Annotated in this window: 20 protein-coding genes and 1 pseudogene; 9 read left to right on the top strand and 12 right to left on the bottom strand. The window is 73.6% G+C overall.

The features are described from left to right. From ACIRB4_RS09215 to ACIRB4_RS09200, 4 genes are all read right to left on the bottom strand, one after another. Complete coding sequence (locus tag ACIRB4_RS09215) at positions 1 to 990, bottom strand: TolB family protein (protein ID WP_403289444.1); 990 nt, start codon at positions 988 to 990, stop codon at positions 1 to 3. After that, on the bottom strand, positions 987 to 2,297 hold the full coding sequence (locus tag ACIRB4_RS09210; protein ID WP_403289443.1) for an MFS transporter: 1,311 nt from the start codon (positions 2,295 to 2,297) through the stop codon (positions 987 to 989). Before ACIRB4_RS09210 ends, ACIRB4_RS09215 begins: the two co-directional genes overlap by 4 nt. Continuing rightward, positions 2,297 to 3,655 carry a discoidin domain-containing protein gene (locus tag ACIRB4_RS09205; protein ID WP_403289442.1) on the bottom strand — a complete coding sequence of 453 codons (1,359 nt, stop codon included), beginning with the start codon at positions 3,653 to 3,655 and terminating at the stop codon, positions 2,297 to 2,299. The genes ACIRB4_RS09210 and ACIRB4_RS09205 overlap by 1 nt, the downstream gene beginning before the upstream one ends. A 265-nt stretch (positions 3,656 to 3,920) precedes the next feature. Beyond that, complete coding sequence (locus ACIRB4_RS09200; RefSeq protein ID WP_403289441.1) at positions 3,921 to 4,277, bottom strand: cupin domain-containing protein; 357 nt, start codon at positions 4,275 to 4,277, stop codon at positions 3,921 to 3,923. A 236-nt stretch (positions 4,278 to 4,513) separates the two neighbouring features. Here ACIRB4_RS09200 and ACIRB4_RS09195 point away from each other — a divergent pair, with 236 nt between their 5' ends. From ACIRB4_RS09195 to ACIRB4_RS09180, 4 genes are read left to right on the top strand one after another with little or no spacing between them, the layout of a single operon-like run. Then, the gene (locus tag ACIRB4_RS09195) at positions 4,514 to 5,359 is read left to right on the top strand and encodes a hypothetical protein (RefSeq protein ID WP_403289440.1); all 846 of its coding nucleotides are present in this window, start codon (positions 4,514 to 4,516) and stop codon (positions 5,357 to 5,359) included. After that, the gene (locus tag ACIRB4_RS09190) at positions 5,343 to 6,488 is read left to right on the top strand and encodes a hypothetical protein (protein WP_403289439.1); all 1,146 of its coding nucleotides are present in this window, start codon (positions 5,343 to 5,345) and stop codon (positions 6,486 to 6,488) included. Before ACIRB4_RS09195 ends, ACIRB4_RS09190 begins: the two co-directional genes overlap by 17 nt. A 49-nt stretch (positions 6,489 to 6,537) precedes the next feature. Next, positions 6,538 to 7,452, top strand: a complete 915-nt coding sequence (locus ACIRB4_RS09185) for a pseudouridine-5'-phosphate glycosidase (RefSeq protein WP_403289438.1) — start codon at positions 6,538 to 6,540, stop codon at positions 7,450 to 7,452. Continuing rightward, complete coding sequence (locus ACIRB4_RS09180) at positions 7,449 to 8,354, top strand: carbohydrate kinase family protein (RefSeq protein WP_403289437.1); 906 nt, start codon at positions 7,449 to 7,451, stop codon at positions 8,352 to 8,354. The genes ACIRB4_RS09185 and ACIRB4_RS09180 overlap by 4 nt, the downstream gene beginning before the upstream one ends. Here ACIRB4_RS09180 and ACIRB4_RS09175 read toward each other — a convergent pair. Then, entirely contained in the window at positions 8,326 to 8,976 is a 651-nt protein-coding gene (locus ACIRB4_RS09175; RefSeq protein WP_403289436.1) for a uridine kinase, read from the bottom strand. The two genes, ACIRB4_RS09180 and ACIRB4_RS09175, sit on opposite strands and share 29 nt — an antisense overlap. A gap of 97 nt (positions 8,977 to 9,073) precedes the next feature. Then, positions 9,074 to 9,685, bottom strand: a complete 612-nt coding sequence (locus ACIRB4_RS09170) for a winged helix-turn-helix transcriptional regulator (protein ID WP_403289435.1) — start codon at positions 9,683 to 9,685, stop codon at positions 9,074 to 9,076. Positions 9,686 to 9,769: 84 nt separating this feature from the next. On the opposite strand from ACIRB4_RS09170, the gene ACIRB4_RS09165 reads away from it, so the two are divergent. Then, positions 9,770 to 10,981: a pyridoxal phosphate-dependent aminotransferase gene (locus ACIRB4_RS09165; protein ID WP_403289434.1), complete on the top strand. Its 1,212-nt coding sequence runs from the start codon at positions 9,770 to 9,772 to the stop codon at positions 10,979 to 10,981. Positions 10,982 to 11,361: 380 nt separating this feature from the next. Here the strand turns inward: ACIRB4_RS09165 and ACIRB4_RS09160 are convergent, their stop codons facing one another. Next, positions 11,362 to 12,096: a hypothetical protein gene (locus ACIRB4_RS09160; RefSeq protein WP_403289433.1), complete on the bottom strand. Its 735-nt coding sequence runs from the start codon at positions 12,094 to 12,096 to the stop codon at positions 11,362 to 11,364. Between the two features lie 80 nt (positions 12,097 to 12,176). Here ACIRB4_RS09160 and ACIRB4_RS09155 point away from each other — a divergent pair, with 80 nt between their 5' ends. Next, positions 12,177 to 12,635 carry a hypothetical protein gene (locus ACIRB4_RS09155; RefSeq protein WP_403289432.1) on the top strand — a complete coding sequence of 153 codons (459 nt, stop codon included), beginning with the start codon at positions 12,177 to 12,179 and terminating at the stop codon, positions 12,633 to 12,635. Positions 12,636 to 12,647: 12 nt separating this feature from the next. After that, positions 12,648 to 13,307 carry a DUF2293 domain-containing protein gene (locus ACIRB4_RS09150; protein ID WP_403289431.1) on the top strand — a complete coding sequence of 220 codons (660 nt, stop codon included), beginning with the start codon at positions 12,648 to 12,650 and terminating at the stop codon, positions 13,305 to 13,307. Positions 13,308 to 13,321: 14 nt separating this feature from the next. On the opposite strand, the gene ACIRB4_RS09145 is transcribed toward ACIRB4_RS09150, so the two are convergent. The 3 genes from ACIRB4_RS09145 to ACIRB4_RS09135 form a co-directional block, all read right to left on the bottom strand. Continuing rightward, positions 13,322 to 14,104 (bottom strand): chaplin, encoded by a 783-nt coding sequence (locus ACIRB4_RS09145; RefSeq protein WP_403289430.1) that lies wholly within the window; start codon positions 14,102 to 14,104, stop codon positions 13,322 to 13,324. Positions 14,105 to 14,283: 179 nt separating this feature from the next. After that, entirely contained in the window at positions 14,284 to 15,573 is a 1,290-nt protein-coding gene (locus ACIRB4_RS09140) for an SWIM zinc finger family protein (protein ID WP_403289429.1), read from the bottom strand. Continuing rightward, positions 15,570 to 18,449 carry a DEAD/DEAH box helicase gene (locus tag ACIRB4_RS09135; protein WP_403289428.1) on the bottom strand — a complete coding sequence of 960 codons (2,880 nt, stop codon included), beginning with the start codon at positions 18,447 to 18,449 and terminating at the stop codon, positions 15,570 to 15,572. The genes ACIRB4_RS09140 and ACIRB4_RS09135 overlap by 4 nt, the downstream gene beginning before the upstream one ends. Before the next feature lie 186 nt (positions 18,450 to 18,635). On the opposite strand from ACIRB4_RS09135, the gene ACIRB4_RS09130 reads away from it, so the two are divergent. Further along, positions 18,636 to 18,971 (top strand): hypothetical protein, encoded by a 336-nt coding sequence (locus tag ACIRB4_RS09130; protein ID WP_403289427.1) that lies wholly within the window; start codon positions 18,636 to 18,638, stop codon positions 18,969 to 18,971. Positions 18,972 to 19,081: 110 nt separating this feature from the next. Here ACIRB4_RS09130 and ACIRB4_RS09125 read toward each other — a convergent pair whose 3' ends face one another. After that, positions 19,082 to 20,176 carry an ADP-ribosylglycohydrolase family protein gene (locus ACIRB4_RS09125; protein WP_403289426.1) on the bottom strand — a complete coding sequence of 365 codons (1,095 nt, stop codon included), beginning with the start codon at positions 20,174 to 20,176 and terminating at the stop codon, positions 19,082 to 19,084. Between the two features lie 95 nt (positions 20,177 to 20,271). On the opposite strand from ACIRB4_RS09125, the gene ACIRB4_RS09120 reads away from it, so the two are divergent. Next, the gene (locus ACIRB4_RS09120) at positions 20,272 to 20,541 is read left to right on the top strand and encodes a DUF6343 family protein (RefSeq protein WP_403289425.1); all 270 of its coding nucleotides are present in this window, start codon (positions 20,272 to 20,274) and stop codon (positions 20,539 to 20,541) included. 75 nt (positions 20,542 to 20,616) lie between these two features. Here the strand turns inward: ACIRB4_RS09120 and ACIRB4_RS09115 are convergent. Further along, positions 20,617 to 20,984 (bottom strand): annotated as a pseudogene (locus tag ACIRB4_RS09115) (tetratricopeptide repeat protein). Between the last annotated feature and the right edge of the window lie 56 nt (positions 20,985 to 21,040).

Below are 21,040 nucleotides of genomic sequence, written 5' to 3'. Positions count from 1 at the left end.
TCAGCGCGGCAGCGCTGGGGACGTCGCGCCGGACAGCAGCAGGCGCGGAGCGCCCGTGCCGTCGGCGGGGACGGTCCACACGGCGCCCTCGTGCCCGTAGGCCAGGGTGGCGCCGTCGGTCCAGACCGCCTGGTCGTCGACGCTCCGCCGCTCCGCGACCGGGTGTTCGCGCAGGGTGCGCAGGTCGAGGACGTACAGGCGCCACGGGGCCTTGGGGTCGTCGGAGACCTTCTTCTTGAAGGCGATCCGGGTGTCGTCCGGTGACAGCGACGGGCATTCGACGTTCTCCCGCAGGGCCCTGGCCGACCAGCTCCGCAGGTCGCCCTCGACGAGATGGGTGCGGCCCTTCGTGGCTACGGTGGCGTAGAAGCGGTTGTCGTCGCGGGCGAAGGAGACGCCCCAGTAGTTGACGTCGGGGGCGTGGTAGCGGCGGCCGTCGAGGCTGAGCGGGATCTGCTCCATGTTCTTGACCAGATAGCCGGTGCGCAGGTCGAGGATGGAGGTCCTGGTCGAGAAGGCGGAGGTGGCGTACGAGTCGCCGGTGGCGAACATGGTCCAGGAGAGCATGCGTCCCGAGGCGGAGACCCGGGCCCGGTTGGGGATGCCGGGCAGCGCGATCCGGCGCACTTCGCGCAGCCGCCGGTCGAGCACGAGCGCGTACGAGCGGGGCGGGACCCCGGGCCGCCGCTGGAGGCAGAGCGCGGCGCCGCCGGCGGCGTGGAACCGGTCGCAGACGGGTCCGCCGAGCAGCCGGGAGTCGGGGGCGGCGGCCGGGTCGTGGCGGGCGACGCGTCCCGTGGAGGTGTCGCGGACGAACAGCCGTCCACGCGGGCCGTCGAGCCCGAAGGCCGGGGCGGCCCCGGACGCCTCCACGCGCGCGGAGGTCCGTTCGGCGGCCCGGAGGGTGTAGACGGTGGCCCCGCAGGCGAGCAGGAGGACGGCGAGCACGAGTGCCCGGATGCGACGCGCGCGCGGAGGAGAGCCGTTCATGGCAGGGGCCTTTCGGAGGACGAGGGCCTTTCGGAGGACGGCGGCCCTTCGGAAGACGGCGGCCCTTCGGACAGCGGGGCCTCGGGCAGCAGGCGCCAGGCGCCGGCGACCGCCGCCACCAGCCCGGTGACGGCGAGGACGAGAGCCGTGGACGGCCCCCACACCGTCCAGGCGGCCCCGAAGCCGGCCGCGGCGAACAGGCGGGCCAGGGCCTGGACGGTCTGGACGAGGGCGAGCCCGGACGCCCGGCGCCCGGCGGGGAGCAGGGGCCCGGACAGCGCCATCAGGACCCCGTCCGTGGCGGCGTAGAAGACCCCGAGCAGGCCGAGGACGAGCCCGAGCACGAGCAGGTCGGGGCCCGGGGCGAGGAGGAGGGCGTAGCCGAGGAGCAGGGCGCCGTGCCCGTACAGGAAGGGTCGGCGGCGCCCGATCCGGTCGGCGAGCCGGCCGGCCGGGACGGCCAGCAGCAGATAGGCCGCCGCGGCGCCCAGGGGCAGGAACGGGAACCAGGTGACGGCCAGGTCGAGCCGCCGCTGGAGCAGTAGGTAGACGAAGGCGTCCCCGACGGTGACGGCGCCGAGCAGCGCGGTGGCGCCGAGGACTCTCCGGTAGCGCGGAGAGCGCAGCGGCGCGAGCAGGTCGGCCGCGCGCGGGCGTGGGCTCCGGCTCGTGCGGTCGGCGGCCGGGCCGTCCGGGACGAGGACCACGAGGAGCAGCACTCCGGCGACGCCGGTGCAGAAGCTGACGACGAAGACCGCGTCGTACGCGTCCGCCGTCGCCCAGAGCAGCGCGAACGCGGCGAGCGGGCCGAGGAGGGCGCCGGTCGTGTCCATCGCCCTGTGGACGCCGAAGGCGCGGCCCAGGCCGTCGGGCGGGCTGCTGAGGGTGATCAGCGCGTCGCGGGGCGCGGTACGAATTCCCTTGCCGAGCCGGTCGCCGGCGAGCGCGGCCGCGATCCAGCCGGTGGCGCCGCCCGCGAGGAGCAGTCCGAGCCGGGAGCAGGCGGAGAGCGCGTACCCGACCCCGGCGACCCGCTTGTGGCGCCCTCCCCGGTCGGCCGCGTGACCGCCGAGGAGCCGGACGAGCGCGGTGGCGCCGTTGAGGAGGCCGTCGAGCAGGCCGAACTGGAGCGGGGAGAGGCCGAGTCCGACCACGAGATAGAGCGGCAGGACGGCCGTCACCATCTCCGAGGAGACGTCGGTGACGAGGCTGACCGTGCCCAGCGCGAGAACGGTGCCGGAGACGCGCCGCCGCTCCCCTGGGCGGGGCGGCGGCGCGTCCGGGCGACCGATGGTCGCCAGGTACATCAGTGGCAGGTGTAGGTCGGGGCGGAGTCCTTGACCTGGCCGTCGGTGCCGACGTACTGCCAGGTGTACGTCGTGTCGGTGAGGTCCAGCTTCAGCACGCCGTACGTTCCGCTGATCCGCTTCTGGCTGTGGGGCTGGACCGTCTCGATCGGGTAGGGCTCGGCGCCGCCCATGCCGCCGACGATCTCCACGATGCCGTCGGGGGTGGCCCGCCCGGACGGGTCCTGGGGCGCGAACCGCTCGTAGTGGTGGTCGTGCCCGTTGAGGACGAGGTCGGCCTTCGCCCCGTACAGGATCTGCCAGACGGGCTTGGAGACGGGGTCGTTGCCGTGGCCGCCCGAGGAGTACAGCGGGTGGTGGAAGTAGGCGGCGACACAGCCCTTGGTGTTGCGGGCGAGATCGTCCTTGAGCCACCGGATCTGCGCGGGGTCGTCGAAGGAGTTGGAGTCGAGGGCGATGAAGTGCCAGTTGCCCTCGTCGTAGCTGTAGTACGGCTTGCCCTGCGGGTAGGCCACGGCGCCGAAGTACGCCTTGTAGCCGGCGAGCGGGCCGGCCGGGTCGTAGGTCTCGTGGTTGCCGGGCGCCGGGCGTGTCTTCGCCTTGAACGCGCCCCACGTCTTGTCGTAGTAGGCGCGGAAGTCGGAGAGCCGGGCGTCGTCGTACTGGTTGTCGCCCATCGTCAGATAGAACTTCGGGTTGATCCGCTGTGCCTGGGCCGCGGTCCTGGGGTGGGCGCAGGAGCTGCTGGAGGCGGTGCACTGGGCGGCGATGTCACCGGCGGCGACGACGGTGAAGGCGCCGGAGGGAGGGGGTCCGCCGGCGGTGCCGTACACCTCTACTTCGTAGAGGGAGTAGCCGTACGACGTGCCGCGCGCGGTGCCGTAGACGCGCAGATGGCGGCCCTTGCCGTTGAGACCGGTCCAGTCGTCGGTGCCGCCGTTGCCGGCGGTCTCGGTGGCGAGCCGGGTCCAGGTGGCGCCGTCGGCGGAGATCTCGACGCGGTACGCCTTGGCGTAGGCGGCCTCCCACGAGAGGCGGACGCGCGAGACGGTGGCGGCCGCGCCGAGGTCGACCCGGATCCACTGGGGGTCTGAGCCTTCCGCGCTGGCCCACCGGGTGGCGCGGTCGCCGTCGAAGGCCTTGGCCGCGGGGAAGGTGGAGTCCTCGTCGGACGAGGAGGTGGCGGGCTTGCCCCGGGAGATCAGCGGGTCGGCGGCTGCCCCGGCGTGGCCGGGGGAGGCGAGCAGCAGTCCGCCGACGAGGAGGAGCACGGCGGCGAGGAGGAGGGACGGGGTGAGGTGGGGGACGCGGGTGAGGGCGGTGGTGCGGCGTGGTGGGGCGGAGGCGTACAGGCGCATACCTGGGCTCCCTGGCCTTGAGGGACGGCGAGAGCTGGACACCGGTGCGGCACACCGCGCCCCTGCCCGGAAGTCCGTGCGGGCGCGCGGACATGGACGGGGTGCGGTGTACGGCGGCCGGGTCAGAGCTCTCGCTGAGCGCGTCACGCCCACGGGGGTCGGGCGCCGCGCCAAGCCGCTGAGTCGGGAGCGTATCTGATAGGAAACCTTCCTACCACCCTCTGAACCGGGCTTCCTCCGCCGCGAGTTCTCACGCCTCGGGGCCTCAGAGGCTGATGTGGTACGCCTTGCGCAGCGTCTCGTGGACGGTCCAGGTGGTCCGGTCGCCCTCGCGCAGCACACAGGCGTCACCGGGCCCGATCTCCATCGTGTCGCCGCCCTCGACGGCGACCGTGGCGCGTCCGCTGACGACGACGAAGAGCTCGTCGGCCTCGGTGTCGGTCACCACGCCGGGCGTGATCTGCCAGATGCCGCGCACCTGCGTGCCGTCGGCCGACTCCCACAGGACCTTGCCGGTCACCTCGGGCGTGCCCGCGACGATCTGGGCGGGGTCGAGCGGCTCCGGCTCCAGCTCCGCGTCGGGGATGTGCACGGCGAAGGAGGGGCGATCGTGTGTCGTCATGGGCGGTGACTGTAGCCGGGCGCCTCCCCCGCCCCGCCGTCGGGACGGGTGAAAACCGGGGGACCGCACCACGGAACCGATCGGCGTCGCCGCTGGTCCGGGACGGCGCCTTTGGTGCGCCCAATGTTGGTCGCGGGCAATGCGGCGAGAGCACTGACAGCATGACGTGAGCGCCGTCAAACTCACCGTGAACCCCCTCCGTGAGCCCCTCCCCCACCGCCTGACAGGAGAGTGCGATGCCGTCGTCAGCCTCCCTTCCCCGCACGCTCGCCCTGACCGCGGCCGCCCTGCTGGCGGCCGCCGCTGTCACCCCCTCGGCGCACGCGGCGCCGCACGCCGCCGAACCCGCGGCGGACGCCCCCGGCGCCTCCTACAAGGCGGCGCACGACACCCTCGGTCCGCAGCACCTCACTCCGGCCCAGCGCAGACTCGGCGAGGCGAAGCAGGCGGAGGCGGCGAGATCCTACGAAGAGGCCCGGCTCCAGGGCTCGCTCGCCGGATACAAGCTGTCCGGCGGCCTCCACCAGTCGCAGAAGACCTCCTACTGGTGCGGCCCGGCCACCCTGGTCATCGCCCAGTCCGCCCGGGACGAGGTCGCGGGCCGGTCCCAGCAGGACGCGGCCACCCTCCTCAAGACGAACACCAACGGCACGGCCTGGTACGGCATCAACATCAACGTCCCCAGCCCGACGGGCTACCCGATGGCCGACGCGCTCAACCACCGCCTCCCCGGCGCCGGATACGTACCGAAGGCGCTGCCCTACACCCCGACCGCCACCGACAAGGCGAACTTCAGGCAGCACATCACCCACAACACCGACAACGACTTCGCCATCGCGGGCAACGCCTGGGAGGTCCCGGGCGGTCCCCATCTCGTCGGCCACCCCAACATCGAGATCTTCCACTGGGTCGCGATCGACGGCTACAACACCGACACCGCCGCCGCGCAGGTCAACTACCTCGACCCGGTGGGCGGGGTGAGCACGAGCGTCATCTCCTGGGCGGGCTCCGTCCCCAAGTCGGCGCGCATCTCGTCCGACACCCTCACCACCATCATGGGCGGCCGTGGGTACGTCTGGTAGGACCCTCACGGCCTGCTCGGCCGTGCTGCTGACGAGCATCCTGCTGGCAGGGTGCTCGTCGGCACGGCCCGCCCCCGGCCCGACGCCCGACCGCGTCCGCACGCCCTCCCCCACCGCTCGGCCGACCGCCCTCACCACCGCCTGCGAGGTACCGCTGCCCGCCGTCTGGCGTTCCGCCTTCGACGCGGGAGAGCTGCGCGCGCCGGACGGCGAACGGGCCGTCCTCACCGACGCCGGGCCCGGCTGGACCGCCGTCCAGCTCACCGGCGGCGGACAGCGGCGCGCCGCTCTGGTGCGGGCGGGCTCGGCGCCCCGCACCCTGCTCACCCTGGCAGATCCCGTCGAACACCAGCTCCTCGCCGCCGACTTCGACGGCCGCCGGTGGGCGGCGTTCGCCGTCCTCGAAGGGCGGACGCTGGACAGCCCGTGGAGCCTGTACGTCTGGGACGCCGGCACGGGGAAGGTGAAGCGCCTCACGCGCGCCGACCGGCCGGGGCCCCTCCCCCGGCCCATCGTCCGTGACGGCACGGTCCACTGGGCGCAAGGCGTGGGCGGCGGAAAGGCGACCGTGTACGCCGCCCCGGCCGCGGGCGGGACCCCACGCGCCCTGCGTACGGGAGTGATGGACACGCCGTTCACCGCCGGGGAGCTGCTGGTGTGGCGCGAATCCGCGGGCTCCGGCACCCGGCTGACCGCCGTGTCCCCGAAGGACGGACGGGCGGTCCCGCTGCCCGCTCCCCTCGCCGCGCTCCGGAACATCCGGTCCGCCGTCTCCGACGGCCGGACCTGGGCCTGGGTCGCGGGCGAGTCCGAGCCCCGGCTCATGGTGTGGCGTACGGGAGACGCACGACCGACGGCTGCCGTCACCACCCCACCGGCCGTCGACGGCATGGACCAGCTCCGGATCAGCGGCCGGCTGGTCACCTGGCGTACACCGGAGACCTCCTACGCCCTGGACCTCTCCTCCGGCTCGTACGCGCGGATCACCCCCGCCTACGGATACGCACAGGCGGAGGGCGGGGCGCTGGCGCTCGCGTACAGCGTCGGAAACCCCAAGGCGAGCGGCTCGCGCGCCGTGGTCCAGGTGGTGGAAGCGGGCCGGCTGCCGGAGCTGCCGCGCTGTGGCTGAAGATCGCCACGGAGGTTTGACCGGCCCGCCGCCGCGCCAGAGATGGGACATGTCCACACAGGTGTCCGAAGAGGTACGGGAAGCGCTCCACGAGGGCCGTCCCGTGGTCGCGCTCGAATCCACGATCATCGCCCACGGCCTGCCGCGCCCCCGCAATCTGGCCGTGGCACGGGAGTTGGAGGATCTGGTACGGAAGGGCGGCGCCGTGCCCGCCACCATCGCCGTGATCGACGGAGTGGCCCATGTCGGCCTGGACGACGACCGGTTGACCCGGATCGCGGAGGACTCGGAGGTCCGGAAGCTGGGGCACCGCGATCTGGCGCCCGCGCTGGCGACCGGGGCGACCGGGGCGACGACCGTCTCCGGGACCGCCTGGCTGGCGCACTCCGCCGGTATACGGGTCTTCGCGACCGGCGGGCTCGGCGGCGTCCACCGGGAGTGGAGCGAGAGCCAGGACGAGTCGGCCGACCTGCGGCTGCTCTCCCGGGTCGAGGTCACGGTCGTCTGCGCGGGCGTGAAGTCGATCCTCGACGTCCCGGCGACGCTGCAGCGCCTGGAGACCCTGGGCGTGCCGGTCGTCGGGTACGGCACGGAACACTTCCCCGGCTTCTATCTGGCCTCCTCCGGCGAGCCGGTGGACTGGACGCTGCGGACGCCCGAGGAGGTGGCCGGAGTGATACGCGCCCAGGACGAGCTGGGCGAGCCGTCCGCCGCGCTGATCGTGGCCAACCCGGTGCCCGTGGCGGACCAGCTGGACCCTGAGCTGCACGACCGGGTCCTCGCCCAGGGTCTCGCCGCGGCGCGGGAGAAGGGGGTCACGGGGCAGGCGGTGACACCGTTCCTGCTCGAATACCTGACGGTGCACACGGACGGCGCGTCCCTGGAGGCCAACCTCGCGGCGGTGCGGGGCAACGTCCGGCTCGCGGCGCGGATCGCGGCCGCGTACGCCGAAGGCGGCTCGTGAGGGGCCTGCTGGTCGTCGGTGACGTGGTCACCGATGTCGTCGCCCGGCACCGGAGCCCGCTCGCGCCCGCGACCGACACGGCGGCCGAGATCCGCACACTGCCGGGCGGTGCGGGCGCCAACGTCGCCTGCTGGGCGGCGCGTTCGGGCTGCGCGGACGTGCGACTGCTCGGCCGGGTCGGGACCGACGCGGCGGACTGGCACGAGGGCGCACTGCGGGCTGCAGGCGTGCGCCCGCAGCTGGTCAGGGACGCCGAGGCCGCCACGGCCACGGTGATAGCGCTGGTCGACGCCGGCGCCGAGCGCACGTTCCTGACCGACAGCGGCGCCGCGCTGCGTCTGTCGCCGGCCGACTGGTCGCCCGCGTTCCTCGACGGGGTCGCCCATCTCCACCTGTCCGGCTACCTCTTCTTCGCCGCGGCGAGCCGCGCGACGGCACGGCGGGCGCTCCTGGACGCGCGGGAGGCGGGGATCCCCGTGAGCGTGGACCCGGCCTCCGCGGGGTTCCTGGCGGAGCTGGGCGCGGACCGTTTCCTGGCGGAGGTCGAGGGTGCGCAGGTGCTGTTCCCCAACGCCGACGAGGCCCGGCTGCTGACCGGGTGCCCCGGACCGGCCGAGGCCGCGGCGGCGCTGAGCCGGATCTTCCCACTGGTGGCGGTCACCGTGGGCGAAAAGGGCGCCGTGGTCGCCGAGTCGGGGTCGGTGACGGCCGAGGTCGCGGCGCCAGCCGTCCGGCCGGTGGACTCCACGGGCGCGGGCGACGCCTTCACCGGGGCCTTCCTGGCGGCCCGGCTGGCGGGAGCGGACGCGCCGAGGGCGGCGGAGTCCGGCTGCCGGGCGGGCGCCGAGGCGGTGGTGTCGGTGGGCGGCCGGCCTACGACGGCAGGTCCCCACGCCCCCTGAGACCCGTCCAGGCCGGGTGGCGGGGATCGTCGGCGCGGACGACGACGTCGGCGGCTTCGGAGGGGCCGGCCTCGCGCTCGTACCGTTCGAAGGCGGGCAGCGTCCAGGGGTCCTCGGTGCGGCGGGCGAGGGCGGCCGGGGAGAGCCGCAGGTGCACGGTCAGGTCGAAGGGAAACCAGTGCCCGAGCAGGAACGGGCCGTGCAGCAGCAGCACCCCACCGGGGGGCAGGGTGACGTACGGGCTGCGGGTCGCCCGGTCGGTGACCGGGTCCCACAGGTCGGGCAGCACACGCCCGCTGCCGCCGGCCTCCAGCGGCCCGAAGACCTCGCGCCAGAGCGCGCCCGTGTCGAACCAGCCGCTGTAGTACGCGTCGGGGTCCCGCTTCCCGTACTCGTACCGCAGCGACGCGGGCCGCAGGAACCCGCCGGTCCCCACCACCAGCACGGCCCGGCCGCGCAGCCGCAGGGCGGCTCCGATCCGCTCGGCGGTCTCCTCGGTGGGGGCCGTGGGCGCGCCGTCGATGCCGACCTTGAGCCAGTCGCCGCCGCCGGGGGTCGTCGCGTCGAGGTGCGCGGCCAGGGCGTCGGCCAGTCGCTCCCAGGTGATCGCTTGGAATCGCACAGAGGTCATGGTGACGGTTCGGCCGGGCCGGGGAGGCGGTGCGGCACCCGGAATCGCTCGGCGAGGGTCTCCGTTCCGCCGGTTCCCGCGTCCGGTCTCACGGGACGCGGAGGGTCTCGTCGAGTTCGGCCCGGCCCGCCGCGAGGGCCTCCGTGAGCGTCAGCTCTCCGCTCGCCAGGGCCCGGCAGGTCGCCGTGTCCGTCCGCAGGAAGGCGTCGGCGGCCTCCGCCGGCCCGTCGCCGTACGCGGAGGTGCCGTCGCTCCCGATCCGTACATGGAACTCCCCCTCGTCGAGCGTCACCTGGGTGATGCCCGGGCCCCGCTCCTCCAGCGCGCGCAGCAGGGGGATCGCGAACCAGTGCGCCCGTACGGCGTCGGTCGGCCGCGGTTCACCGACAGCGGGCGCTCCCCACTCCGCCAGGGCGCGCAGGACGGGAAGCAACGCGCCGCCCCGTTCGGTGAGTTCGTACACGTACGCCGAGGCGGGCGGGGGCAGCCTGCGGCGCGTGACGAGGTCGGCGGCCTCCATGTCCTTCAGGCGTCCGGCCAGCATGTCCGTGCTGACGCCGGGAAGGTCGGCGTGCAGGTCGGTGTAACGGCGCGGCCCCGCGAGGAGTTCACGGACGATCAGCAGCGTCCAGCGGTCGCCGACGGCATCGAGGGCGCGGGCGGCGGCGCAGTACTGGTCATAGCTTCGACGACGTGGCATGCGACGCAGTCTAGACAACTTGTTGGACTTTCCAAGCTCGAACTTGGTAAAACCAAGCATCAAGTCCTTCTGGGAGGTCGTCGCATGGAGTTCCGGCAGTCGAGCAAGCTGAGCGAGGTCTGCTACGAGATTCGCGGCCCGGTGATCGAGCACGCCAACGCCCTGGAGGAGGCCGGCCACAGCGTCCTGCGCCTCAACACCGGCAACCCGGCGCTCTTCGGCTTCGAGGCCCCCGAGGAGATCGTCCAGGACATGATCCGGATGCTCCCGAAAGCCCATGGGTACACCGACTCGCGCGGAGTCCTCTCCGCCCGGCGCGCCGTCGCCCAGCGCTACCAGGCCCTGGGCCTCCCCGACGTCGACGTGGACGACGTCTTCCTCGGCAACGGCGTCTCCGAGCTGGTCTCCATGGCCGTCCAGGCGCTCCTGGAGGACGGCGACGAGGTCCTGGTCCCCGCCCCCGACTACCCGCTGTGGACGGCGGTGACCACCCTCGCGGGCGGCAAGGCGGTGCACTACCTCTGCGACGAGTCGGCCGACTGGTACCCGGACCTCGACGACATGGCCGCGAAGATCACCGACCGGACCAGGGCGGTCGTGATCATCAATCCCAACAACCCCACCGGCGCGGTGTATCCGCGCGAGATCGTCGAGGGCATCCTCGACCTCGCCCGCCGTCACCAGCTGATGGTCTTCGCCGACGAGATCTACGACCAGATCGTCTACGACGACGCCGTCCACCACACCGCCGCCGCCGTCGCCCCCGACCTCGTCGTCCTCACCTTCTCCGGGCTCTCCAAGACGTACCGGGTGGCGGGCTTCCGCTCAGGCTGGCTGGTGGTCACCGGCCCGAAGCAGCATGCGAGGAGCTATCTGGAGGGGTTGACGATGCTGGCCTCCATGCGTCTGTGCCCCAACGCCCCCGCGCAGTACGCCATCCAGGCCGCGCTCGGCGGCCGGCAGTCGATCCACGAGCTGACCGCCCCGGGCGGCAGGCTGCGCGAACAGCGCGACCGGGCGTGGGAGAAGCTCAACGAGATCCCCGGCGTCTCCTGTGTGAAGCCGAAGGGCGCGCTCTACGCCTTCCCGCGCCTCGACCCCGCCGTGCACAAGATCCACGACGACGAGAAGTTCGTCCTCGACCTGCTGTTGCGGGAGAAGATCCAGGTGGTGCAGGGCACCGGCTTCAACTGGCCGCGCCCGGACCACTTCCGCATCCTGACCCTGCCGTACGCCGACGATCTCGACGCGGCGATCAGCCGCATCGGCCGCTTCCTGGGTGGTTACCGCCAGTGAGCCCGACCCGGGTACAGGAACGGGAACGGGAGCGGGCCCGAGGGCGTAGCCTGCCCCCGGGCCCTGTGGATGCCGCTCACATCACACGCCGGCACGCTTGAGAACCCGGGTCAGTCGTCATTGCGCCGCGTCCTGCCATTGGACCACCGCCGATCGAAGCTCGGCGGACCAGATTCGAACTGGCATTTCGACGCACCAGGGCCCGGGCCCGGTCGATCCGGCGATGAGCGGCGAATGCTGAGTCTGGAGCAATAGTCTGAGTTTGAACGCGACCCTCGTCAGAAGGGCCGCGGATTCACGACAAGCTTCAGCTTCAGCTTTGCGCTCCTCGCGCACCCCGGCCGTGTTCTGTGGTGGCCGGGGAGTCTTGTGCGCCCCGGCTACCCGAAGAGGTAGCCGAAGACGGCGTCTCCGACCCGCTGGTCGGCGACCTCCCTGCTGTTCGCCTCCTCACGGGCGAACTTCACCGCCTGCTGGAGCTTCTCCACCCGCTCCAGGAGCTCGTTCACCCGCCGCGCCGGCAGGGCGCCGGAGAACTTCACCGTCGTCCAGTAACCGACCGGGACGTCCTCGTAGTACACCTCGACCTGCGCCGGGTGCTTCTCCGTCGCCTCCGCCTTCACATGGTTGCGCGGCACCTTCTTCGTCCGGACCGTGCGGACGACCTCGGTCTTCCAGGCGTCGGTCGACGGGTCCAGGGTCCAGGACTCGGCGGCGTCCAGGACGGGCAGCTTGCGCACGAAGGTGTTGATGTCCGTCAGCTGCTTCTCCAGGAAGAGGAGGTACGCGACGGGCACCTGGCCCACCAGGACACGCCCGTCGACCGTGATGTCGGCGCGTGCCTCGCAGTTGGCCCAGTCCTTGGTGGCGGTCACATCGAACAGCCGGGTCAGCGCCCGCGCGGTGTCGCGCAGCACGTCCTCGGCCTTCACCTGCACCAGCGTGGACTCGGGCGGAAGCTGCTCGCCCTCCTCGTCCTTCGGCTGGTACGTACGGGAGATGCCGGCGAGCAGCGCGGGCTTCTGCAGCCCGTGGTGCGCCGCGGTCAGGTCCTGGTGCGCCCGGGACTTGACGCCCTTCTCCACTGCGATGATCTGATTGAGTTTCGTTGCCACGTGGCAGACGCTAGTCGGGGGCCGGGCGATGAATCGAACGATTTTATGGGCCACTTGAGACGCATGAGGAGCTGCCGGTCATGGGAACGGCCCTGATCGCCGTGGCGGGGACCCTGCTCGGCGTGATCGCGACGCACTGGTTCCAGGGCCGGGCCGCCGAACGCACGGCGGGCCTCGCCCGTGCCGAGCAGCTGCGGCAGGAGCGGATCGCGACTTACAGCGCTTTCGCCGGCGCCGTCGTCGACTACCGGCGCAGCCAGCACGACCGGTGGTTCCGTGCGGTGCGTCATCCCGGCTCGGAGGAGGCCGAGGAGGCGCGCTACGCCTCGTACCACCAGCGCACCGCCGCCCTCCAGGCCCTCTTCCGGGTCCAGTTGGTCTGTGACGATCCGGCCACCCGCCGACTGGCCGAGTCGGCGCTCGAGGTCACCAACTGCCTGCACGAGGCGGTCGACGAGGAGGACCGCGCCCGGCGCTCGCGGGAGGCGAAGGAGGCGCTCGATCTGTTCATCGCCTCCGCCGCGCCCGGGGTGCACTGAGGGAGGCCCGCCATGGACCTCGTCGCACCCGTCGTCGTCGAGCCGCTCCGGCGCCGGCGCTGTTCGGAGTGCCACCAGGGGCCGCTGGAGCGGATGGTGGTGGAGTTCAACTCCCCCGTCTGCCTCCACTGCGCCGACCTCGGCCATCTCGTCTTCCTGCGCCGCGGTGACACGGCGCTGACCCGCCGGGCGCGGGAGGGCAGTTCCCTGTGGGCGGTGGTGGTACGGCACAACCGGCGCCGCACCCGGTACGAACGTCAGGGGTTGCTGGTCGAGGAGGCCGCGCTGGTCCGGGCGGAGGAGGCGTGCCTGGCGGACGCGGAGGCGCGGGCGCGCCGGCGGGCCAGGGACGCGGCGCGGCGGGCGGAGCGGGACGCGCGGGTCACGGCGGAGCTGGAGGCCGAGATCCTGCGGCTGTTCCCGTCCTGCCCGGTGGAGCGGGCCGCGGAGATCGCGGCCCATGCCTCGGAGAAGGGCAGCGGACGCGTGGGACGGACGGCGGCCGGGCGGGCCCTGGACCGCGGCGCGGTCACCGCCGCGGTGCGGGCGTCCGTGCGGCATGTCGACACCGAGTACGACACGCTGCTCATGCGGGGCGTTCCCCGCCACCAGGCCCGGACGAGGGTCGCACCGGCCATCGAGGCGGTGCTCCGGGCCTGGCGCCGGACGTGAGGGTCTCGGCGGGCCTAGATCTCGCCGCCCGCGCGGCGGGAGCGGCGGTACAGCAGCGCGCCGCCGAGCAGCGCCGCGGCGCTCGCCGCCCCGGCGTAGCCGATCAGGTCCGCGCCCGTGTCGGCCAGGGCGACGGAGCTGGTCTGCGGACCGGGCGCCGGAGCCGGCTCGTCGGTGTCGGTGTCGGTGTCGGTGCTCGGGGCGGGCAGGGTCCTGACCGGCTTCGGCTCCTCGCGGGGGCCCTCGGGCGTGCCGGGGCCGTTGACCGAGGTGTTGCCGAAGGCCGGGTTGCCGATGCCCACGACGTTGACCGAGTTGCCACTGACGTTCACCGGGAGGGCGATCGGCAGCTGGACGCCGTTGCCCGAGATGATCCCGGACGAGCCGTGCGTGACGCCCTCGGCCGTGGCGCCGCCACCGCTGTTGCTGGAGCCGCCGTGGGAGGAACCGCCCTGGGAGGGGCCGCCGCCACCCGCGCGGTCGCGCGGGGTGCCCGGCAGGTCCTTGTGCCTGCCGTCGCCGCCGCGCTGGGAGCCGTATCCGTCTGACGAGCCCGACCGGTTCTCACAGCTGTTGCCGAACGCCGGGTTGAGCAGTCCGACGACGTTGATCGTGTTCCCGCACACATTGACCGGGACGTGCACGGGCAGCTGCACGGTGTTGCCGGAGATCGCGCCCGACGACCCGACCGCGGCGCCCTCTGCACCGGAGCCGGCGTGCGCGGCGCCCGCCGAGAGCGCGAGCGCGCCACCCGTGACCATCAATGTGGCCAGACCACTTCGGCGCATGTGCCTCATGGCTTCCTGCCTTCCGGAGGTTTTCACGGGCACTCGCCCGTACCGCAATTAACGCGATTCCGACCCGCCCGGATCAGGCCTATGGCTTGTTTCACTCCTTCGAGTGGGTTTGAGGCTCGCGGTATGACCTCACGCGCTGCGACGGAGGCGGGGGGACAGCCTCCCGTCCGGCCTCTCGGTCACCGCCCCAGCAGATCGGTGAGCGCGCCGACGGGATCGGCGTCAGGGGTGCCGCGAGGCCACCAGTCCTCCCGGTCGGCGTCCGACTCGTATCCGTACCAGAGGCCGTCCCGCCCCAGGCGGAGCTGGAGAGAGCGGGTCGACAACCGGTTGCGCCAGGGCCGGAACGCGGGATAGTCCGCGGCGAGCAGGGCCGGGCGGGCCCGGTCGAAGGGGCCGGCGGGCGGGTCCCAGGGCTCCTCAAGGACCGTGAGCCCCGCGAGACCGCCCTGGCGCCAGGCCGCGACGGCGCGCGCCAGGTCCGTCGGGGTGCGGTCGAGGGCGTACGCCAGGTCGCGGTAGAGCGCGCGGGTCGACGCCGTGAGGCCGGAGCCGGGGTGCGCGGCGGCCAGCCGGACGGCGTCCTGCCAGGGAGTGAGGGCGGCGACCGGGTCGTGCCCCGTGGTCAGGAAGGCGTGGGCGCGGGCCGCGGCCTCCGAGGCGAGCAGATCGAGGGCGAGCGGGTCGGGGGCGTCCGGGTCCGGCGGGTGGACCGGAGGGCGCCCGGGGTGGGCGGGGACCGGAAGCGGCGGGGGCAGCGGCGGCATCGGTCTGGGCGCGGCGCCGTCGGCGGTGGAGCCGAGGACGGCGCGCGCCGGGACGGAGGCCAGGACGGGCGGGGCGGCGCTCGTCTCGGCGGCGGAACGGGCGGCGTTGCGGCGGGTGAGCGCGGCGAGGAGCTCCTGCTCACCGCGTCCGCGCATCAGGAAGAGGACGAAGGGGTCCTCGTCGAGGAGCCGCGCGGACTGGTAGCAGAGGGCGGCGGCGTGCTTGCAGGGGTAGCCGTCGTCGGGGCAGGAGCAGTCGGGGATCAGGTCACCGGGCGCGGGCAGCAGTCCGGTGACGGCTTCGAGGGCGTGCGGGACGTCCTTGTCGAGCAGGGCGGCGATGTGGTCCGGCCGGGCGGCCGCCTCGTCGAGGAAGCGCTCCCAGTCGTCGTCCCCGAGGGTGCGCAGCCGGATCTCCGTGCGGTACGGGCGGGGGCGGGTGCCGTGGACGTAGGCGACGACCCGGCCCGGGGTGACCGTGATCGCGTCGACGTGGCCGCGTCCGGCGTAGGCCTTGCCGCGTGCCAGGCGCGCCGGGTCGAGGGCGGTGTCCTCCAGGGCCTCCACCCAGGCGTTGCCCCACCAGGTGGCGGCGAACCGCCCGTCCGGTGCCTCGCGGGGCGCGAGCTGGGGGAACGTACGGCGGCGGTCGTCGTGGCGGGGGAGGCCGGGGCGGGCGCCGGACGGCCGGCGGGGGTTCATGACGGCCTCCTCAGCGATACGAGGTCCGCCAGTTCTCGGTCGGTCAGTTCGGTCAGCGCCGCCTCGCCGGAGCCGAGGACGGCGTCGGCGAGGGCCTGCTTGGCGCGGAGCATGTCGGCGATGCGGTCCTCCACCGTGCCCTCGGCGATGAGCCGGTGGACCTGGACGGGCTGGGTCTGCCCGATGCGGTACGCGCGATCGGTGGCCTGCGCCTCGACCGCCGGGTTCCACCAGCGGTCGTAGTGCACGACATGACCGGCTCGGGTCAGGTTGAGTCCGGTGCCCGCGGCCTTCAGCGAGAGGAGGAAGACGGGCACCTCACCGGCCTGGAAGCGGTCCACCATCCGCTCGCGTTCGGCGACCGGTGTGCCGCCGTGCAGCAGCTGGGCCGGGATCGCCCGGGCGGCCAGATGGTCGGCGAGGAGCCGCGCCATGGAGACGTACTGGGTGAAGACGAGGACGGAGCCGTTCTCGGCGAGGATCGTGTCCAGGAGTTCGTCGAGGAGGGCGAGCTTGCCCGACCGGCCCGCGAGGCGGGCCGTGCCGCCGCCCTTCGCGGTCTGTTCCTTGAGGTACTGGGCGGGGTGGTTGCAGATCTGCTTGAGGGAGGTGAGGAGCTTCATGACGAGCCCGCGGCGCGCGATGCCCTCGGCGCCCTCGATCCGGGCCATGGTCTCCCGTACCACCGCCTCGTAGAGCGAGGCCTGTTCGCGGGTGAGGGGCACGGGGTGGTCGGACTCCGTCTTGGGCGGCAGTTCGGGGACGATGCCGGGGTCGGACTTGCGCCGGCGCAGCAGGAACGGCCTGACCAGCCGGGCGAGCCGCTCGACCGCCTCGTCGTTCTCGATCTCCTCGCTGTTCTCCACCGCGCGGGCGTGGCGGGAGCGGAAGGCCTTGAGGGGGCCCAGGAGCCCGGGCGTGGTCCAGTCGAGGAGGGCCCAGAGCTCGGAGAGGTTGTTCTCCACGGGGGTGCCGGTGAGGGCGACCCGCGCCGGCGCGGGGATGGCGCGCAGCGCCTTGGCGGTCGCGGAGAAGGGGTTCTTGACGTGCTGGGCCTCGTCGGCGACGACCATCCCCCATTCCTGTTCGGCCAGCTGGGAGGCGCTGGTGCGCAGGGTGCCGTACGTGGTGAGGACGATCCCGCCGGTGCCGGAGCCGCCGCCGTCCGCACCGTCCAGGGTGCGGTCGGGGCCGTGGAAGCGGCGTACGGGGACGCCGGGGGCGAACCGCCGGACCTCCCGCTGCCAGTTGCCGAGCAGGGAGGCGGGGCAGACCACGAGGGTGGGGGCGCGGCGGGCACGCTTCAGATGCAGGGCGATGAGGGTGACGGTCTTGCCCAGGCCCATGTCGTCGGCGAGGCAGCCGCCGAGACCGAGCGAGGTCATCAGGTCCAGCCAGGCGAGGCCGCGGAGCTGGTAGTCGCGGAGAGTGGCGTCGAGGCCGGGGGGCGGTTCGACGGCCTCGGGGCCGGCGAGGAGCCGGTCCCTCAGGGTCGCGAGCGCCCCGACGGGCACGGCCGGGACGGTCTCGCCGTCGACCTCCGCGCTGCCGGTGAGGGCGACGGCGAGCGCGTCGACGGGTTCCAGCAGGCCGAGCTCGCGTTTGCGGGCCTTGCGGACCAGGTCGGGGTCGACGACCACCCACTGGTCGCGCAGGCGCACGATGGGCCGGTGCGACTCGGCGAGGGCGTCCATCTCGCGCTCGGTGAGCGGGTCGCCGTCGAGGGCGAGCTGCCAGTTGAAGCGGAGGAGCTCCTCGCTGTCGAAGAACGCCGTGCCGTCGGTGGCGGAGCCGGGCGCGGAGAGCGCGGGCCGGACGACGGCGGAGGCGCTGAGCGAGCGGGCCAGTTCGCGCGGCCAGTGGACGGCGACGCCCGCGTCGGCGAGCCGCGCGGCGGCGGGGCCGAGCAGCTCGTACAGCTCGTCCTCGGTCAGCGCGAGGACGTCGGGCACGTCGCGCTCGAGGAGCCGGCCGAGCGGCGGCCATACGCGGGCCGCCCTGCGCAGGGCGAGGAGGGCGTCGATCCGGGCGCGCGGCCCGAAGTGCTCGTCGCCGTCGCCCGCCCACAGGGCGGCGGCGTCGATGACGAGGGTGGGGTCGGCCAGGCTGTGGACCTGGAGGAGGGCCGCGGCCGCCTGCCGCTCGTCGCCGCCCTCGTCGGCGGTGTCGAAGAGTTCGTACCCCGCGAGGTCGAGGCGGAGCGAGACGCGGACCCCGGCGTCCATACCGGCCGCGGCATCGGCCGCCCAGGCACGCGCGCGGGGAAGGTGCTGCGGTTCGCGGGCGGCGAAGGGCGCGCCGACCGCGCAGGCCGCGGCGGGGGTGCGGGGCAGGGTGTCGGCGACCGCGTCGAGGAAGGCGCGCACCAGCGCCTCCGGCTCGGGCAGCCGGAGCGGACCGCCGCCCGGGACGGGCACGGCGTGGGCCTCGTACGGCATGGCGGCGGCGACGGCCCGGAGATGGGCGATGTCGTCGGCGTCCAGCGGCCCGGCCCGCCAGGCGTCGAGGTCGTCGGCGGTCAGTCCCGGCAGCAGCCGGCCGCGCGCCGTCAGGTGCAGGGCGTGCAGGGCGGCGGCGCCCCAGCAGGCGGATGCCGGGTGGGCGCCCGGATGGTGGCGGGCCGCCACGAGGTGGGGCAGGGCGTCGGCGACGGAGAGGACCACCGCGCGCACGGTGCGGGCGCGGACCCCGGCGCCGTGCCGGCGCACCACCGTCAGCTCCTCCACCGAGGACGCGCCCGGCTCCCCCACGGGCGGGGCATCGGGCAGCGCGCCCCCGTCCGGCGCCCAGAAGGCGACGCGCCCCTCGCGGGGCAGGGCGGCCGGCAGGAAGACGGCGGCGCGGCTGTGCAGGGCGTGGGTCACGGCACCGCTCACCTCCCCGTTCCGACGGACACCGACTGGACCTCCGACCTTACGGGTGGGGTCTGACAACGGCCCTCACACCGCTTCGCCCGGGCGGCCCAGCAGCGGGTGACAGCCCCTCCGGCAGGCGGCAGGGTGGCGAGGAACAGGGCCGCGGATCGGGTTCCGCGGCCTTCGCCCGACAGACGAGGATCCGCCATGTCCGTTCACCGGCGTCTCGGCACCGCCTCCGGGGTAGCGCTCCTGACTCTCGCCGTCGTGGGCTGCTCCGGCCTGGACCGTACCGCGGCGGGCACGATCAGGTACGAGACGCCGCACGAGCTCGAGGTCACCGTGACGAGCCCGTCGGTCAAGGGCTGCCACGTGCTCGCGCAGGACGGCGCGACGAAGATCGAGAACCTGACGGCGGTCGACCTCATCGTCTACCCGACGCCGGACTGCACGGGCGAGGACAGCTCCTACGTCCCCGCCAGGTCGGGCGACACGATCGTCCCCGGCAGTCCGCCCTGGCGCAGCTACAGCATCGTCCACTAGACGACCGCGTCGGCCGGCTCTCGTAGTCGGACGGGTCTCGTCGGGCGGGTCTCGTCGGGCGGGTCTCGTCGGGCTACGCCGAGAAGCCGGGGGCCGTCCCGGCTCCGGCGTCAGCAGGCGGGATACCGGTCGACCGAGTGAACGGGCACGCCGGGCCTGAGTGCGCGGTGCTCGACCTGCAACGACAGATCGTCGGCCAGCTCGGTGATGACGGCCCGCCCCTCCGTCACCATCAGCCACTCCAGCGGCAGTTGCGCGTCCCCGTGGAGCGCGCCCAGCAGGTTGCCGCAGATGGCGCCCGTCGAATCGCTGTCCCCCGAGTGGTTGACGGAGAGCAACAGGGCCTGCGCCACGGAGTGGGTACGGACGAGCACGCAGTACACGGCGATGGCCAGGGCCTCCTCCGCGACCCAGCCCGCGCCCAGGGACTCCACCCGCTCGGGTCTCGGCCGCCCGGCACCGGCCAGGTCGATAGCCGCCCGCAGCGCGGCCGTCGTCTCCTCGTGGCCCGGTCGGCGCCGTAGCAGGTCCATCGACCGAAGGACGGCGCCCTCCGCCGACTCCCCTTCGAGCAGATACGCCACGATCGCGGCGAACGCACCGGAAGCCAGGGCCGCGGTGGGGTGCCCATGGGTGATCTGGGCGCACAGTGCGGCCAGTTCGAAGGCCCTGTCGGCGCTCTCGCCGATCAGCCCGAAGGGGGCCGAGCGCATGACCGTGCCGCACCCCTTGGACTGGGGGTTGACCGGCCCGGTGCCGATCTGCCCGTAGCGCGGGGGCACATGTCCGGCCGCGACGCCCGTGAGGCACGCGTTGCCCGGCGCTCGCCGCGCGTACAGCCAGGGCTGGGTGCGCAGCCAGCCCGTACGGACGGTGTCCGCCCCACCATGGGCGGGCGGAGCGGGGTGGTTCTGGGTGTCGAGCCAGCGCCGGTACGCCCGCTGGACGCAGGCGGTCTCGGCGCCGTCGTCCTCGCTGACGGACCGCGCGCGGGCGCGGATGAGCCCTTCCGCCGTGAAGAGGGTCATCTGGGTGTCGTCGGTGACCCGTCCGATCACGCCGTCCGTCTCCGGCACCATGCCGGCGATCCCGTACTCGCCGTGGGTCCGCCGGATCGCGTCCAGGGAGAGGAACTCGACGGGGTTGCCGAGAGCGTCCCCGATGGCCCCGCCCAGCAGGCAGCCCCGTACACGGGAGCGGCGCACAGCCGCCTCCCACCCTGTTCGTCCGTTCACGATCTCCCCCTCACGGGTACACCTTCAGTAGGCCTCGGAACCGCCCGCCGGGGGAGGCGACCGACATGCGTACCGGAAGTGAGCCGACGACCGCACGCAGTCCCCTGCGCATGCGGTTCTGGCTGAGTATATGGGGGCTGATCTGGGCGGTCTTCGGGACGACGGCCTTCGCCCTGGCCGGTCGCCCGGGATGGGCCGCCGCCTGCGGGGTGTTGTTCCTGGTCGTTCTTGTCGACATGGCGATGGTCCTGCGCCGCCTCCGTCAAGGCCCGCACTGGCAGCCGGGGCGGGACGTTCCCCCGTACGAACCGGACCACGGCGGCCCCCGTCGCTGACCCGTCCGGTCGTCGGAAAGACCGTCGGCGGGAAACCGTGGAGCCGTGGGCGGGAAGACCGTCGGCCGGAAGACCTCAGTCCTCGGTGCCGAAGCGAGCCGCCTGGATGTACTCGGGCTTCGGGTCGAGCGCGGCCGCGAGCCGGAAGTGGCGGGTGGCCTGGCCAGGGCGCCCGGAGCGCTGGAAGGTGCGGGCGAGCGCGAAGTGGGCGAAGGCGTTGTCGGGCTCGCGTTCGAGGACCAGTTCGAACTCGAGCTCGGCCGGTCGCAGTTGGGCGGCGGCGAAGAAGGCGCGGGCGCGCAGCAGCCGTGCCGCGGTGTTCTCGGGGTGAGCGGCGATCACCGAATCGAGCAGCTTCACGGCACCGCGTGGGTCCCGCGCGGCGAGCAACTGCTCGGCGCGCGAAAGTCGATGACGTGGGTTTCCGGGTTCCTCTCGGCCACAGTGACATCCTTCCCCTTGCTCCGGCGGTTCAACATCGGTCGCGGTAGCGGTATTC

It is taken from the genome of Streptomyces sp. NPDC093600, from assembly GCF_044764755.1.
Lineage (GTDB): Bacteria > Actinomycetota > Actinomycetes > Streptomycetales > Streptomycetaceae > Streptomyces.
Note: the sequence above shows the minus strand (reverse complement) of the source record. Positions and strands in the feature narration are given on the sequence as shown.

Coding starts and splice junctions, on each gene's coding strand:
- ACIRB4_RS09185 (WP_403289438.1), top strand. CDS start 6,538: ATGTCCACACAGGTGTCCGAAGAGGTACGGGAAGCGCTCCACGAGGGC.
- ACIRB4_RS09210 (WP_403289443.1), bottom strand. CDS start 2,297: ATGTACCTGGCGACCATCGGTCGCCCGGACGCGCCGCCGCCCCGCCCA.
- ACIRB4_RS09150 (WP_403289431.1), top strand. CDS start 12,648: ATGGACCTCGTCGCACCCGTCGTCGTCGAGCCGCTCCGGCGCCGGCGC.
- ACIRB4_RS09200 (WP_403289441.1), bottom strand. CDS start 4,277: ATGACGACACACGATCGCCCCTCCTTCGCCGTGCACATCCCCGACGCG.
- ACIRB4_RS09170 (WP_403289435.1), bottom strand. CDS start 9,685: ATGCCACGTCGTCGAAGCTATGACCAGTACTGCGCCGCCGCCCGCGCC.
- ACIRB4_RS09165 (WP_403289434.1), top strand. CDS start 9,770: ATGGAGTTCCGGCAGTCGAGCAAGCTGAGCGAGGTCTGCTACGAGATT.
- ACIRB4_RS09155 (WP_403289432.1), top strand. CDS start 12,177: ATGGGAACGGCCCTGATCGCCGTGGCGGGGACCCTGCTCGGCGTGATC.
- ACIRB4_RS09120 (WP_403289425.1), top strand. CDS start 20,272: ATGCGTACCGGAAGTGAGCCGACGACCGCACGCAGTCCCCTGCGCATG.
- ACIRB4_RS09205 (WP_403289442.1), bottom strand. CDS start 3,655: ATGCGCCTGTACGCCTCCGCCCCACCACGCCGCACCACCGCCCTCACC.
- ACIRB4_RS09130 (WP_403289427.1), top strand. CDS start 18,636: ATGTCCGTTCACCGGCGTCTCGGCACCGCCTCCGGGGTAGCGCTCCTG.
- ACIRB4_RS09215 (WP_403289444.1), bottom strand. CDS start 990: ATGAACGGCTCTCCTCCGCGCGCGCGTCGCATCCGGGCACTCGTGCTC.
- ACIRB4_RS09195 (WP_403289440.1), top strand. CDS start 4,514: ATGCCGTCGTCAGCCTCCCTTCCCCGCACGCTCGCCCTGACCGCGGCC.
- ACIRB4_RS09140 (WP_403289429.1), bottom strand. CDS start 15,573: ATGAACCCCCGCCGGCCGTCCGGCGCCCGCCCCGGCCTCCCCCGCCAC.
- ACIRB4_RS09145 (WP_403289430.1), bottom strand. CDS start 14,104: ATGAGGCACATGCGCCGAAGTGGTCTGGCCACATTGATGGTCACGGGT.